This is a genomic window from Aeromonas sp. 603757 (assembly GCF_049171255.1).
Classification (GTDB): Bacteria; Pseudomonadota; Gammaproteobacteria; order Enterobacterales; family Aeromonadaceae; genus Aeromonas; species Aeromonas veronii_A.
This window is the reverse complement of the sequence record NZ_JAAKOE010000005.1, coordinates 145,670-159,162: the sequence shown is the minus strand read 5'-3', so window position 1 is coordinate 159,162 and position 13,493 is coordinate 145,670. Positions and strand designations below refer to the sequence as shown.

Below are 13,493 nucleotides of genomic sequence, written 5' to 3'. Positions count from 1 at the left end.
AAAAACTTAAAATTTTTTTCGCGAGTACCTAAAAAGAGAGGTGATTCGCATTTTATTGAAAGAAAACTACGTACAATCCAGAAGTTAAAGTGCTCGTAGCTAGGTGTTCAACTGCTCAGTAACACCAAAAAATGACGATAATAACGACATTTTCATCCAGGGATTTGGGTGTTTTATAGAAAAATAACCAATAAAAAGGGAATAAAACCTAGCAGTTTGACTTGCATCAAGCCTGAATTTTTTTCATAGAGCAAAATCGTGCCCAGCAAATCTATCCCTAAGGAGGCAGATGTGGATATTATCAAGACCGATGTGGCCATCATCGGTGCTGGCGGTACCGGCTTACGCGCCGCTATCGCTATAGCCGAATCACAGCCAGACCTGGACATCGCCCTGATTTCCAAGGTTTACCCGATGCGCAGCCACACGGTAGCTGCCGAAGGCGGCGCTGCCGGTGTCGTCCGTGATGACGACTCCCTCGAAAACCACTTCAACGACACCGTCTCCGGTGGTGACTGGCTGTGTGAGCAGGACGTTGTCGATTACTTCGTCAACAATGCGACCAAAGAGATGATCCAGCTGGAGCACTGGGGTTGCCCCTGGAGCCGCAAGCCGGATGGCAAAGCCAACGTGCGTCCTTTTGGTGGCATGAAGGTACCCCGTACCTGGTTCGCTGCTGACAAATCCGGTTTCCACATTCTGCACACCCTGTTCCAGACCTCCGTCAAATACCCGAGCATCAAGCGCTTCGACGAGCACTTCTGCCTCGATCTGATCGTGGAAGATGGTCGTGTTCAGGGCGTTCTGACCTTTGACATCCAGAACGGCATCACCCGCTTCATCCAGGCCAAATCCGTGATTCTGGCAACTGGTGGTGCTGGTCGTGTTTACCGTTACAACACCAACGGCGGCATCGTGACCGGTGACGGCATGGCGCTGGCCTATCGTCACGGCGTACCGCTGCGTGATATGGAGTTCGTCCAGTATCACCCGACCGGTCTGCCGGGCACCGGCATCCTGATGACCGAAGGTTGTCGTGGTGAGGGTGGCGTCCTGTTGAACAAGGATGGCTACCGCTACCTGCAAGACTACGGCTTGGGCCCGGAAACCCCGATCGGCCAGCCGAAGAGCAAATACATGGAGCTGGGTCCGCGCGACCGTGTTTCCCAGGCATTCTGGCAAGAGCAGCAGAAAGGCCGCGTCATTCAGGGCCCGATGGGCGATGTGGTTCACCTCGACCTGCGTCACCTTGGCGAGAAGTACCTGAAAGAGCGTCTGCCGTTCATCTGCGAACTGGCCAAAGCCTACGTCAACGTGGATCCGGCCAAAGAGCCTATCCCGGTACGTCCGACTGCCCACTACACCATGGGTGGTATCGAGACCGACAACAAGTGTGCCACCCGTCTGCCCGGCCTCTACGCCGCGGGCGAATGTGCCTCCGTCGGTCTGCACGGTGCCAACCGTCTGGGTTCCAACTCCCTGTCCGAGATCGTGGTATTCGGCAAGCTGGCCGGTGAGCAGGCAGGTGAATTTGCCAAGACTCAGAAGCATGGCAATACCGAAGCGCTGGCCGCCAAGGCCGAGGCGCTCATCAAGCAGCACCTCTCCCTGCTCGACATTGATGGCACTGAAAACCCGGCCGATATCCGCAACGAGCTGGGCATGTCCATGGAAGCCGGTGTCGGTATCTACCGTACCGAAGAGCTGATGCAGGGCACCATCGACAAGATCAACGAGCTGAAAGCCCGTTACAAGAAGGTCAAGATCAACGACAAGTCCTCTGTCTTCAACACCGACCTGCTGTACGCCATCGAACTGGGCTACATGCTGGACGTGGCAGAAGCCATGGCGCACTCCGCCATCAATCGTAAAGAGTCCCGCGGTTCCCACCAGCGTCTGGATGGTTACGAAGAGCGCGATGACGTGAACTTCCTCAAGCACACGCTCTCGTTCTACCAAAATGGCGAAACGCCCTCCATCGATTACTCCGATGTGAAGATCACTAAGTCCCAGCCGGCAAAACGCGTGTACGGCTCCGAGGGTGAGAAACAAGACGAGGCTAAGAAGAATGGCTGAGATGATTGAAATTGAAATCCTGCGCTATCGTCCGGAGCAGGATAACGAGCCCTGGATGCAGACCTTCCAGGTGCCTTACCAGAGAGAAATGTCTCTGCTGGATGCGCTGCAATACATCAAGGATCACCTGGACTCTACCCTGAGCTTCCGCTGGTCCTGCCGGATGGCGATCTGCGGCTCCTGCGGCATGATGGTCAACGGTGTTCCCAAGCTGGGTTGCAAGGCATTCCTGCGCGACTATCTGCCGGGCAAGATGACCATCGAGCCGCTCAACAACTTCCCGATCGAGCGCGACCTGGTGGTCGACATGTCCGATTTCATCGAGAAGCTGGAGAGCATCAAGCCCTACATCATCCCGAGCGAGCCGCGCAACCTGTGCGATGGCGAGTACATCCAGACTCCGGCCCAGATGGCGAAGTACAAGCAGTTCTCCCAGTGCATCAACTGTGGTCTCTGCTACGCGGCCTGCCCGCAGTACGGCATCAACAAGAAGTTCACCGGTCCGGCGGCACTGGCTCTGGCCTATCGCTACAACGTCGACAACCGTGATGCCGGTGCCAAAGAGCGTATGCGCATCATCAGCCAGGACGAAGGCGTCTGGGGCTGTACCTTCGTGGGCTACTGCTCCGAAGTGTGCCCGAAGGGCGTCGATCCGGCAGCGGCCATCCAGCTTGGCAAGGTAGAGAGTGCCAAGGACTACATGATCGCCATGTTCAAGCCAGATTGAGAGCAGGATTGAGACCATGAACAACACTGAAAGCAAACGTAAACCTTACGTCCGCGAAATGAAGAAAGACTGGTGGCTGAAGAACGCCTTCTACACCGGTTACATGATCCGCGAAGGCACCAGTATCTTCGTCTCCATCTACGCTGTTGTGCTGATGTGGGGTCTGATGCGTCTGGTACAGGGTCAGGAAGCGTTCAACGGCTGGCTGGAATCCCTGCAAAGCCCGATCGCCATCCTGTTCCATGTGATTGCGCTGGCAGCCTGCCTGTTCCACGCCAAGACCTGGTTCGCACTGGCGCCGAAAGCCATGCGTATCTTCCGTGGTGAAGACCTGGTGCCGGAGAAACCGATCGTCATCGCCCAGTATGTGGCGCTGGCTGTGGTATCCCTGCTTGTCCTGATCATCGTGGCCTGAGGAGAAAACAATGAGACGTTCTGACGAGCCAATTTACTGGGGTCTGTTTGGTGCGGGTGGCATGGTCGTTGCCATGCTGCTGCCGGTCATTGTCCTCATCACCGGTCTGCTGGTGCCCATGGGCATCATGGACGTGGAAACTATGAGCTATGACCGCGTGCACGCGTTTGCCAGCTCCTGGTGGGGTGCCTGCATCCTGCTGGTGATCATCGCCCTGCCCATCTGGCACGGCATGCACCGTATCTACCACGGTCTGCACGATCTGGGGATCCACACCACCAAGCTGCACCACTATGTTTTCTATGGCTTTGCCTTCCTGGTATCTGCCATTACCGTCGGCCTGCTGATGGTACTGGTACTCCAGTAATCACATCTGACTGATAGACCAAACCGGGCACTCTGCCCGGTTTTTTTATCCTCCTGAACAGCTGAAAAGGGCCAGCAAGATTGCTCAGGCTGGCCCTTTTCAGCTGCATTTCCTGATGAGCACCTACTCCATCGGCGGCAAGAAACGGCGCATCACCTCGTCGGCATGCCCTCCTTCCTGAAACGCCACCAGAGCCTGATTGAGGTTATTCACCAGCTCGTGAGCGCGGGGGGAGCCCTTGCTCACCAGCAGATAAAATCCCTTGCGGCTGGGCAGGGCGAGATTGAGCAACCCGCTCTCGCTGCGGTAGATGCCAAGGCTGATGCCTGCCACCAGAGGTTCGATTTCGCTCGGCAGAAAATCGCAGCGATCCCGCTCCAGCATATCGAGCGCCTGCTGCAACTGCTTGACCCGGCGTGGCTCCTGCGCAAGCCCGTAGGGGGTGTAGTTGTAGCCAATCACCCCGCACACCCGGGAGCGATTGACCGTCTGCAGATCTGGCGGTTCAGGGTAGCGGCGCTTGAGATAGAAGAAACCGAGGTGGGTGTAATAGAGGGGAACGCTGTAGAAGGCAAACTCGGCCCGCTCCGGCTTGTAGCTGGCATCCCAAGTCAGCTCGCACAGACCATTCTGACGATAATCCGCCAGCTCCTGCTGCACCCGCGCCCAGGGCAGATAGCGGATCTGGTGGGACAGCCCGCTCTGTTGCAGCGCATCGAGCACCAGCGTTGTCGCCGAACCGGTCAGGCGGCTGGTATCGGGCACCCCGTCCTTGCGCTCCCAGTAGGTAAAGGGGGCCCACTCGTTGCCCTCCCCCAGACAGATCTTCACTGGCGGCTCTTGCCCCCATAGCGCGGGGGACAAGATGGCCATCGCCAATCCCGCCCACCATGTTGCCACTCGTTTCATCTCCCGCTCCCGGACTGTTTATCCCTCTTGCAGCTTAGCCCAGAAGGGATAGATCTCACTTTGCAGGGGTGCTTTCATGCCACAACGCCAGCAAATTGGCCGGAATGGCACCATAACGGAGCTGCGGGGTCTGGTGCCAGTCAGCCAGCTTTTGCAGGGCTTTCGCCAGATCCTGTGCAAGCGTACGGGTCACTCTCACACCAGCTTCCAGATAGAGGCTCTTGATCTCGAAGATCCCCTGCTGGCGATGGGCCTTGGCATCCATCCTGCCCACCAGCTTGCCGCGATGGAGCAAGGGCAACACGAAGTAGCCGTACTGCCGCTTGGGGGCCGGGGTGTAGCATTCGATGCGATAGTCAAAATTGAACAGTTCACTGGCCCGCTTGCGATCCCACACCAGCGGGTCGAACGGCGACAAGGCGGTGGTATGGGTCGCCTTGAGGGTGCCCGCCTGTGCCCTTGCCAGCTCATCGGCCAGCGAGGCGTGCACAAAAGCGCCGTGCCGCCATCCCTCCACCCGTACCGGCAACAGCTCCCCCTCGTCCGCCAGTTGATGGAGCAGGGCGTCATATTTGCCGCGCCGCAGCCGGTAGTAGTCCGCAACCCAGCCTGTTTTGACCAGCCCCAACGCCCGACAGCTGGCGCGCACCATATCCCGCTGCGCCAGCTCGACGCTCGGCAGATCCCGCTGGTCGTTCCACTCGGGGATGACCCGCTCGGCAAGATCATAGACCCGCTGAAAGTTGCGCCGCTCCCGCACCATCAGCTGACCGCTGGTAAACAATACCTCCAGATGGCGCTTCTCCGGTTTCCAGTCCCACCAGCCATTGCCCTTCCCCTCTTTGCGCTCAAAATCGGCCGCCCGTACCGGGCCGTGCTGGCGAATGCGTTCGATAAGCTGGCCAATCTCCTGCTGATGGGTAGCGAGCCAGTTGGCCGAAAACTTCCACCCCATGGCGGCAGGGTCAAGCATTCGGTGGCGCAGCAGCCGGTAATCCTCGCGGGGCACAAAGCAGGCCTCGTGGGCCCAATATTCGAAGATCTCGCCGTCGGCCAGCAGCTGCTCCAGCCAACGCGGTTCGTACTGGCCAAGGCGGCTAAAGAGCACCAGATAGGGGCTGCGCGCCACCACCGAGATGGTATCGATCTGCAGCAGCGCCATGCGGCGAATGGTGGCCAACAGGTCGGCCGGAGTCGCCTTGCTGCGGCGGGGGACGAGCAGCCCTTGCGCCGCCAGTTGCAGATGACGGGCATCTTGCAGTGACAAATGGGTAATCGACATCAACAACCGCTCCCTGGTATCTGACCATCGCGCGCCCGGCGGATGGCCAACAAAAACCGGGGGAGGCTCCACGTAGGCATGCCTCCCCTTCCTTGTGTGCCTGCGCCGCTATGAGTGGGCCGGGGGCAAGACCAGCTGATTGACCACCAGCATGATCTCTTGATAAGTGGCCTCTACCGTCTCGGGGGTCGGCTCCAGAATGAGGTCATCGGCATAGCCGTTGATGAGGGAGGTGATCTGGCGCGCCAGTCGCCGGGCATCGCCCGCCACAAACTCGCCGCTGTCGATCCCCTTTTGCAGGATCAGCTCCAGCACCTCGCGCCACGCCAGAATGATTTTGCGGTAGCTCTCGGCAAACACAGGGTCGCGCAGTGACTCGTTCCAGGCATCCAGATAGATGGCCCAGGAGGCATCCTGACTGGTCGGCAGGTTGTCCCGCACAAAGAGCGGCAACGCTTCGCGGGCAGGCAGCGGCAACAGCCACTCCCGCTGCTCGGCTATCTCCTGATAGGTGAAACGCTCCACGGCACAGAGGCAGAGCTCCTTCCAATCCTTGAAGTAGTGGTAGACGTGGCTGCGCGCCAGACCGGTGCGCTCGGCAATATCACGGGTTGACGATGCCGCCATCCCCTTTTCTCGAAACAGGGCCAATACGGCCTCGATGATCATCTCTTTGCGCTGTTCTGCTGATGGGCGTGCCATCTGACCTCCTGCGATATCCATCGTTCTGCTTGACTTTGAGCAGTCGCTCAAACAAACTTTGAGCACTCGCTCAAACTTAGCGTTTCCGACATCTTAGGAGATAACCCATGACAACACCAACCACTTCGGCAGCCAGTTGCGACGAGCAGGCCACGCCGTTGCCACACTCGGCCGGTCGTTCGCTGGGGGCGATTGCGCGGGCCAATCCCCTCAAGCTGGCGGGCACCTTCTCGCTGGTGGCCCTCGAAAACATCCTGCTGGTGGTCTATCCCCTGTTCGCCGGTTTTGCCATCGACGCCATCGTCAAGGGCCAGTGGTGGCAGGCTTCAAGCTACGCCCTGATCGTGCTGCTGTTCTGGCTCATCGGCGCCCTGCGCCGGGCGGTCGATACCCGCACCTTTACCCATATCTATGCGGCACTGGCGGTGCCGGTGATCCTGACCCAGCGCCAGCAGCAGGAGGGGCAATCCACCATAGTGGCGCGGGTCACCCTGGCGCGGGAGTTTGTCGACTTCTTCGAGAAACATATCCCGATCCTGGCCACCAGCCTGATCTCCATCGTCGGGGCGGCCGTGATGCTGATGGTGATCGAGTTCTGGGTCGGCATCGCCTGCATGGGGGTATTGCTGCTGTTCGGCCTGCTGCTGCCCGGCTTTTCGCGCAAGAACCAGCTGCTGCACGAGCGGCTCAACGATCGACTGGAACACGAGGTCAAACTGGTCACCCATGCCCAATCAACCAGCCTCGCCCGCCACTACCGCGCGCTGGCCTGGCTCCGAATCCGGATTTCGGATCGGGAGGCACTCGCTTTTCTGGCGGTCGGCATCAGCGCCTCCCTGCTGTTCCTGCTGGCCATCACCATGCTGATGGCCCAACCCCAGGTCTCGGCAGGCCATGTCTATGCTGTGATGACCTACCTCTGGAACTTTGTCACCAGCCTGGATGAGGGGCCCGGTCTTGCCGATCAGCTGGCCCGGCTGCGAGACATAGGCCGCCGGGTCAATACCGCCCAACCCGATGAACTGATTTGATATTTTGTATCTGTAACCGGAGTAGAAGATGAATCCGACCACCCTTTGCCAACGAGCGTTGACCATGTGCATCAGCTGTTTTTTCCTCGCCGCCTGCGGCCCCAAGATGAGCGACTTTGAGCCCAACACCAGCTACTGGTTCAAGGAGAAACCGGCAGAGGAGAGTGCCCCGCTGGCGCAAGACCTGAAGGTCGATATCGCCATCATAGGTGGCGGCTACAGCGGCCTCTCCAGCGCCTGGCATCTGGCCAAGGCCAATCCGTCGCTCAAGATCGCCATCTTCGAGGCCAAGCAGGTGGGCAGCGGCGCCTCGGGCCGCAACGGCGGCATGGTGTTGCCGGGCTCCGAGGTGATGGATCTCTACGAGGAGGGGGAAGCGAGCAAGCGCCACTACGATCTCACCGTCGCCAGCATGCGCAAGCTGCAGGCGCTGGTCGCCTCAACCGGCGTCGAGGCCGACCTCAAGCTCGATGGCTATGTGGAGGCGATCCTCGATGAGGAGGATATCGCCGAGTACCGCGACTATGTGAAAACCGCCAATCGCCTCGGCATCCCGCTCCAGTACTGGAACGCCGATACCACAGAGGAAAAACTCGGCACCGATCGCTACGCGGGGGCGGTCTACGACCCCAATGGCGGCCAAGTACACGCCATGAAACTGGTCAATGCCCTGCGCAAGGCGGTGGAGCAGGCGGGCGTCACCATCTACGAGCAGAGCCCGGTAATGGGGATCAAGGAGGGCAAGCAGATCGAGCTCAATGTGGCCGACAAGTACAAGGTGAGCGCCGACAGCATAGTGCTGGCAACCAACGGCTATACCTCAAAACTTGGCTACTTCAGCGGACGGGTCTTTCCGGTGCACGCCCAGAGCGCCATCACCGAGCCGCTTACCAAAAAACAGCTGGCCGCCATCCAGTGGCAGAGTCGGGTGCCCTACTACGACACCCGCAACATCCTGTTCCATCTGGTATTGACCCCGGATAACCGCATCGTCATCGGTGGCGGCAATGCCGAGTACGTCTTCAACGACGGCCTCAACTACAAAGGCGATCTTAACCGGGTCAGCGAGATGATGAGCGAGCTGGTGACCCTCTATCCGGCCCTCAAGGGGATCAAATTTGAGCAGGTGTGGGACGGGGTTCTCGGCATGACCGGCGACAGCACTGAAGCGGTGGGGGTGATGGGGGATCACAAGAACATCTACTACGCCCTCGGCTACAACGGCCACGGCATCAACCTCTCCTTCCTGTTTGGCGACATCGTGGCCAGCCTCTATCAAGGCAAGGATCACCCCTGGTTCAACCATGCGGAGCAGACCCTGCCAATGTGGCTGCCGCCAGAGCCGTTCAAGTCAATCGGCGTCAAATCTGCCCTGATGTACTACCAGTGGCAGGACAAGGGCTACAAGGAATAGCGCCGAGCAAGAACCCGACGAGTAACAGACGAAGGCACGCCTCAGGGCGTGCCTTTCTGCAATACCGCCACATCGGCGTGGGGGAAGCTAAGTTCGGCCTGCCAGCTGGCGGCCAACACCTGAAACGATGCCTCGGCAAAGAAGACGATGTGGGTCGGGTCGTGGCGATAGCGCCAGTTTTTAAACCGCTCGTCACCGAGCACCCGCTGGGTCTGCAACACCAGCAGGCCACCGGGCTTGAGGCAATCCCACAACTGCGCCAGCACCGTGCGCGGCTCGGCGATATGCTCGATCACCTCGGTACTGGTGATGAAGTCATACTGACGCGTCAGCAACTCTGGAAAATCGGCGTAGAACTTGTCATACCCCGCCATCTGGTAACCCGCCTCACGCCCCATCGCCACCAGCGCAGGGCCGGGACCGCAGCCAAAATCGAGACCACTGGCAGGTAGCGGCACCCGCGCCAGCACTTCGCCAAAAGCCCGCATCAAAAAAGTGCGATAACGGGGATCATCTACCCGATTGTCGTGACCGTCATAGACCGCCTTCTCCGCCGCCTCATCCAGATGATCCGCCTGATCCAGCCAGACCAGCTCGCACGCGAAGCAGCGATGATAGCGTTTGCCCGCCACCGGCAGGGGATAACTGCGATGGCTGGCACACAGGGGGCAGCTGACGGTGGATGACATGGCGATTCCTCTTGGGGGATTCCTGTTGGATAACAGCGGCGCAGATTGCCTGCAGGCTGCCTCGCTGACAACTTTTTTTGCTCCTTAAGGGTTTCTTAAGTTTGCCCTTTTACTCTCAAACCATCGCAAGAGAAGGAGTCACCCATGACCATCGAGATCCAGGCCCCCTACCGATTGCTGCTAGCCAAGTCCCCGCAGCAGGTCATGGCGCTGCAAACCTATATCCAGGCCGCCTACACCCTCGAGTTCAACGCCCGCATCCCCCATTTCCTCCCCTGTCTGCTGGGGCTATATCGGGCGGATGGGACGCTGGTCGGTGCCTGTGGTCTCAATCATGCCAGTGAGGGGCCTCTCTATCTGGAACAGTATCTGGAGCAACCCATCGAGGCCGCCATCAACACCCGCCTAGGAGTCTATCCGGCACGCAACCGCATTATCGAAGTGGGCAATCTGGCCTGCAGCGAACCGGGCAATGCCCGCCTGATGTTCGCGGCCCTGTGTCGTCTGCTGTGTGAAAACGCCCTCGACTACGTGGTCTTTACCGGCACTGCCAAGCTGCGCAACAGCTTTGCCCGCCTGCAACTCAACCCGGTGGAGCTGGCCCCCGCCCAAGCCCATCAGGTGGGAGCCGACGCCGACGCCTGGGGTGAGTACTACCGTTGCCAACCCAAGGTGATGGTGGGAGACATCAATCAGGGGCGCGAGGTGCTGACCCAGCGCAGCCTGCTGCTCAATCTGCTGGCCCCCATGCCGACCCTGTTTGACGATGCCGGCAAGAGCAGTGATAACCAGCCCCATCAAAAAAGGTGCGCCCAATGAGCCTGTTCGACGCCATCGCCAAGCATGCCCACGAGGATCCGCAATCTCCTGCGTTGCTGAGCAGCCAGCAGCGCCTCGATTACCAGACCCTGTGGCAACAGATCCAGCGTCTGGCCAGCCAGCTGCAACAGCTCGACGTCAGCCGTCTGGCGCTGCAACTGGACAACGGCCTGCCCTGGGCGCTGCTGGATCTCGCCTGCACCCGCGCAGGTATCGTGGTGATCCCTGTGCCCCACTTCTTCAGTCAGGCCCAGCAGGCCTGGTTGCTGGAGAGCAGCGGCGCCGATGCGCTGGTGGGCCCATATCATCAGGGGTGGCATGCCGCCGAGCCGCTCTCGCTGATCACCGGTCCTCATGTTGAACAAACAGTGCCGCTCTGGCGCCACGCACCAGCCAATCGACCGGCGCTGCCCAAGGGCACCGCCAAGATCACCTACACCTCCGGCACCACGGGTCAGCCCAAGGGCGTCTGCCTGTCACTGACCCAGATGATGGCGGTGAGCCATGCGCTGGCCGAGCGAGTCGCGCCAGCCAAGGTGGAAAAACACCTGACCCTGCTGCCGCTGGCGACCCTGCTTGAGAACATCACCGGCCTCTATGTGCCGCTGCTGACCGGCGCCTGCAGCCGCATTCCGTCCCTCGGGGAGCTCGGTTTCACCGGATCCAGTTCGCTCAATGCGGCCATGCTGGGGGAGGCCCTGCTGCGCTGGCCAACCCACAGTCTGGTGCTGGTGCCCGAACTGCTGCGCCTGCTGCTGGCGCTCTGCACCAGCACCCCGACGCTGGCCCAGCAGCTCAAGAGCCTGCGCTTTATTGCCGTCGGTGGCGGCAAGGTAGCCCCCGATCTGATCACACATGCCCGCCAGCTCGGACTGCCGGTATACGAAGGTTATGGCCTCTCGGAGTGTGGCTCCGTGGTGGCGCTCAACAGCCCGGATGCTGACAAGCCCGGCAGCGTCGGCCGCCCCCTGCCCCACTGTCAGGTCACCATCGCCAGCGACGGCGAAATTATGGTGAGCGGCAGTGCCATGCTGGGCTATCTCGGCAGCAACGAACCGACTCCCGAACAGATCGCCACCGGCGAACCTTCTGCCATGCAGATCGCCACAGGCGATCTGGGTCATCTGGATGATGAGGGCTACCTCCATATCACCGGGCGCAAGAAGAATGTCCAGATCACCGCCTTTGGCCGCAACTTCTCCCCCGAGTGGGTAGAGGCCGAAGCACAGCTCTGCCCCGCCATCGCCCGCATCGTGGTGTTTGGCGATGGTCAACCCGCCAACGTGGCGCTGATCCAGCCCCTGCCGGGGAAAGAGGCGGATCTGCCACGCCAGATCGCAGGCCTGAACCAGCGGCTGCCCGATTATGCCCGGCTGCACCACTGGTTGCCGGTGGCGCTGGATCAACATCCCGGCCTGCTGACCGCCAACGGGCGCCCCCGTCGCAACGAGATTTACCAACACTTTTCCCGGCAAATCAGCCAATGCCTTACAGGAGAACCGTCATGAGCTTCTATCAGACTCTGCAACAAGCCACTGCTCAGGAGCGTGAGCATCTGTTCAACGCCCCCATCATCGAAGCCTGTCGCCATGGCGATATCAGCCGTGACACCTATCTCGCCTTTCTGGCGCAGGCTTACTACCACGTGCGCCACACAGTTCCACTGCTGATGGCCACCGGCGGCAAGCTGGGTCAGGAGTACGAGTGGGTGCGCGGCGCCATTGCCGAGTACATCGACGAGGAGTATGGCCATCAGGAGTGGATCTTAAGCGATATCCGCGCCTGTGGCGGCGATGCCGAGGCGGTGCGCCACGGCCAGCCGGGGCTACCCATCGAGCTGATGGTCGCCTTCCTCTACGACCAGATCCAGCGCGGCAACCCCATGGGTTTCTTCGGCATGGTGCAGGTACTGGAAGGCACCAGCGTGGCCATCGCCCTCACCGTCGCTGATCAGCTGAAAAAGGGTCTCGGCCTGCCACCCCAGGCGATGAGCTACCTGAGCTCCCACGGCGCCCTGGATCAGGAGCACCTCAAGTTCTTTGAATCCTTGATGGATCGGGTCGAGAGTCCGGCGGATCAGGCCGCCATCATCCACGGGGCCAAGGTGGTCTACCGCCTCTATGGCGAGATGCTCTACAACCTCACCGCCACACCGTAAGTCGGCAGCAGACAGCAAAAAGGGAATCCATACCATGAACCTTGAAGGGAAACTCGTTCTGCTCACCGGCGCCAGCGGTGGCATAGGTGAGGAGCTGGCACAGGAGCTGGCCGCCCAGGGGGCCCGCCTGCTGCTGCACGGACGTCGCGGCCCGGCACTGGAGCGGCTGTGCAAGTCACTGCCTCATCCCGAGCGCCATCAGGTGGTGCTCGCCGACCTCGGCTCTGCACAGGAGCGGGCCAAGCTGTTGCAACACCCGGCGCTGGAGCATGGGATCGACATCCTGATCAACAACGCTGGCTGCAACCAGTTTGCCTGGCTGGAAGATCAGAGCTTTGAGCAGGTGGAGCGCCAACTGCTGCTCAATATCGAGGCACCGATCCAGCTCACCCGTGCCCTGCTGCCAACCATGCGCAAGCCGGGGATCATCATGAACATGGGCTCGAGCCTGGGCAGCATCGGCTACCCCGGTTACAGCGTCTACTGCGCCAGCAAATTTGCCCTGCGCGGCTTTAGCGAAGCGCTGGGACGGGAGCTGGAGGGGAGCGGCATCAAGGTGCTGCACTTTGCCCCCCGCGCCACCCGCACCAAGCTCAACTCCGAGGCTGCTTACGAGATGAATGCGGCGCTCGGCACTCAGACCGACAGCCCGCAGGAGGTGGCCGAAGAGGCGGTCATCGCCCTGTGCAACGAAACCCGCCGCAGCTGGCTCGGCTGGCCGGAAAAACTGTTCGTGCGGCTCAATGCCATGCTGCCCGGCATTGTCGACAAGGCGCTGGCCAGACAGCTGCCGATCATCAAACGTTATGCCCGTCATCTTCAGCCAGGGACGGCTGATGCTGGCGCCAACAGCGCGCCACAACCAGACTTGTCCCGCCCGATCCCGACCAAGAAGGAGCATTAA

14 protein-coding genes are annotated in these 13,493 nt (G+C 60.3%); 10 read left to right on the top strand and 4 right to left on the bottom strand.

What is annotated here, in order from left to right; genetic code table 11:
• The first annotated feature begins 291 nt into the window (after positions 1 to 291).
• Genes frdA through frdD form a run of 4 tightly spaced genes read left to right on the top strand, consistent with a single transcriptional unit; the run spans position 292 to position 3,585 of the window.
• Positions 292 to 2,076, top strand: a complete 1,785-nt coding sequence (frdA, locus tag G5332_RS06965) for a fumarate reductase (quinol) flavoprotein subunit (RefSeq protein WP_421249406.1) — start codon at positions 292 to 294, stop codon at positions 2,074 to 2,076.
• The gene (locus G5332_RS06960) at positions 2,069 to 2,803 is read left to right on the top strand and encodes a succinate dehydrogenase/fumarate reductase iron-sulfur subunit (RefSeq protein WP_041210003.1); all 735 of its coding nucleotides are present in this window, start codon (positions 2,069 to 2,071) and stop codon (positions 2,801 to 2,803) included. The genes frdA and G5332_RS06960 overlap by 8 nt, the downstream gene beginning before the upstream one ends.
• A 16-nt stretch (positions 2,804 to 2,819) precedes the next feature.
• Positions 2,820 to 3,218 (top strand): fumarate reductase, encoded by a 399-nt coding sequence (locus G5332_RS06955; protein ID WP_033112664.1) that lies wholly within the window; start codon positions 2,820 to 2,822, stop codon positions 3,216 to 3,218.
• Positions 3,219 to 3,228: 10 nt separating this feature from the next.
• On the top strand, positions 3,229 to 3,585 hold the full coding sequence (gene frdD / locus G5332_RS06950; protein WP_040098079.1) for a fumarate reductase subunit FrdD: 357 nt from the start codon (positions 3,229 to 3,231) through the stop codon (positions 3,583 to 3,585).
• Positions 3,586 to 3,708: 123 nt separating this feature from the next.
• Here the strand turns inward: frdD and G5332_RS06945 are convergent, their stop codons facing one another.
• From G5332_RS06945 to G5332_RS06935, 3 genes are all read right to left on the bottom strand, one after another.
• Complete coding sequence (locus G5332_RS06945; RefSeq protein ID WP_421249425.1) at positions 3,709 to 4,458, bottom strand: substrate-binding periplasmic protein; 750 nt, start codon at positions 4,456 to 4,458, stop codon at positions 3,709 to 3,711.
• A 91-nt stretch (positions 4,459 to 4,549) separates the two neighbouring features.
• A complete protein-coding gene (locus tag G5332_RS06940; RefSeq protein ID WP_421249405.1) occupies positions 4,550 to 5,776 on the bottom strand; it encodes a winged helix-turn-helix domain-containing protein in 1,227 nt (408 codons plus the stop codon).
• Between the two features lie 108 nt (positions 5,777 to 5,884).
• Complete coding sequence (locus G5332_RS06935) at positions 5,885 to 6,478, bottom strand: TetR/AcrR family transcriptional regulator (RefSeq protein WP_109867214.1); 594 nt, start codon at positions 6,476 to 6,478, stop codon at positions 5,885 to 5,887.
• 107 nt (positions 6,479 to 6,585) lie between these two features.
• Between G5332_RS06935 and G5332_RS06930 the strand changes: the two genes are divergently transcribed.
• A complete protein-coding gene (locus G5332_RS06930; protein ID WP_421249404.1) occupies positions 6,586 to 7,509 on the top strand; it encodes an ABC transporter six-transmembrane domain-containing protein in 924 nt (307 codons plus the stop codon).
• 28 nt (positions 7,510 to 7,537) lie between these two features.
• Positions 7,538 to 8,923: an NAD(P)/FAD-dependent oxidoreductase gene (locus G5332_RS06925; RefSeq protein ID WP_421249403.1), complete on the top strand. Its 1,386-nt coding sequence runs from the start codon at positions 7,538 to 7,540 to the stop codon at positions 8,921 to 8,923.
• Between the two features lie 41 nt (positions 8,924 to 8,964).
• Here G5332_RS06925 and G5332_RS06920 read toward each other — a convergent pair whose 3' ends face one another.
• Positions 8,965 to 9,612: a class I SAM-dependent methyltransferase gene (locus tag G5332_RS06920; protein WP_421249402.1), complete on the bottom strand. Its 648-nt coding sequence runs from the start codon at positions 9,610 to 9,612 to the stop codon at positions 8,965 to 8,967.
• A 144-nt stretch (positions 9,613 to 9,756) separates the two neighbouring features.
• On the opposite strand from G5332_RS06920, the gene G5332_RS06915 reads away from it, so the two are divergent.
• From G5332_RS06915 to G5332_RS06900, 4 genes are read left to right on the top strand one after another with little or no spacing between them, the layout of a single operon-like run.
• Entirely contained in the window at positions 9,757 to 10,431 is a 675-nt protein-coding gene (locus G5332_RS06915; RefSeq protein WP_421249401.1) for a thermostable hemolysin, read from the top strand.
• Positions 10,428 to 11,939: an AMP-dependent synthetase/ligase gene (locus tag G5332_RS06910; RefSeq protein ID WP_421249400.1), complete on the top strand. Its 1,512-nt coding sequence runs from the start codon at positions 10,428 to 10,430 to the stop codon at positions 11,937 to 11,939. Before G5332_RS06915 ends, G5332_RS06910 begins: the two co-directional genes overlap by 4 nt.
• Positions 11,936 to 12,589 carry a TenA family transcriptional regulator gene (locus tag G5332_RS06905; protein ID WP_421249399.1) on the top strand — a complete coding sequence of 218 codons (654 nt, stop codon included), beginning with the start codon at positions 11,936 to 11,938 and terminating at the stop codon, positions 12,587 to 12,589. The genes G5332_RS06910 and G5332_RS06905 overlap by 4 nt, the downstream gene beginning before the upstream one ends.
• Positions 12,590 to 12,623: 34 nt before the next feature.
• Complete coding sequence (locus tag G5332_RS06900) at positions 12,624 to 13,493, top strand: SDR family oxidoreductase (protein WP_216950293.1); 870 nt, start codon at positions 12,624 to 12,626, stop codon at positions 13,491 to 13,493.